This window comes from Paraburkholderia sp. BR14320 (genome assembly GCF_040948665.1).
GTDB lineage: Bacteria > Pseudomonadota > Gammaproteobacteria > Burkholderiales > Burkholderiaceae > Paraburkholderia > Paraburkholderia youngii.
Genome location: NZ_JBFPKG010000348.1, coordinates 1 through 255, shown reverse-complemented (window position 1 = coordinate 255; position 255 = coordinate 1). Strand labels below are relative to the sequence as shown.

1 protein-coding gene is annotated in these 255 nt (G+C 62.0%); it reads right to left on the bottom strand.

All coding sequences use genetic code 11. The features are described from left to right. Positions 1-255: GTP-binding protein (locus AB3X89_RS40595; RefSeq protein WP_368588104.1), on the bottom strand; the 255-nt coding region annotated here is incomplete at both ends.

Genomic DNA, 255 nt, shown 5'->3' with positions numbered 1-255 from the left:
CGTCCATCTGTGCCGCGCCCGTGATCATGTTCTTCACGTAGTCAGCGTGGCCCGGGCAGTCGACGTGTGCGTAGTGGCGGTTAGCCGTTTCGTACTCGACGTGCGCGGTATTGATGGTAATGCCACGTGCCTTTTCTTCCGGCGCCGCGTCGATCTGGTCGTAGGCCTTCGCCTCGCCGCCAAACTTCTGCGTCAGAACCGTCGTGATCGCTGCCGTCAGCGTGGTCTTGCCGTGGTCAACGTGACCGATCGTGC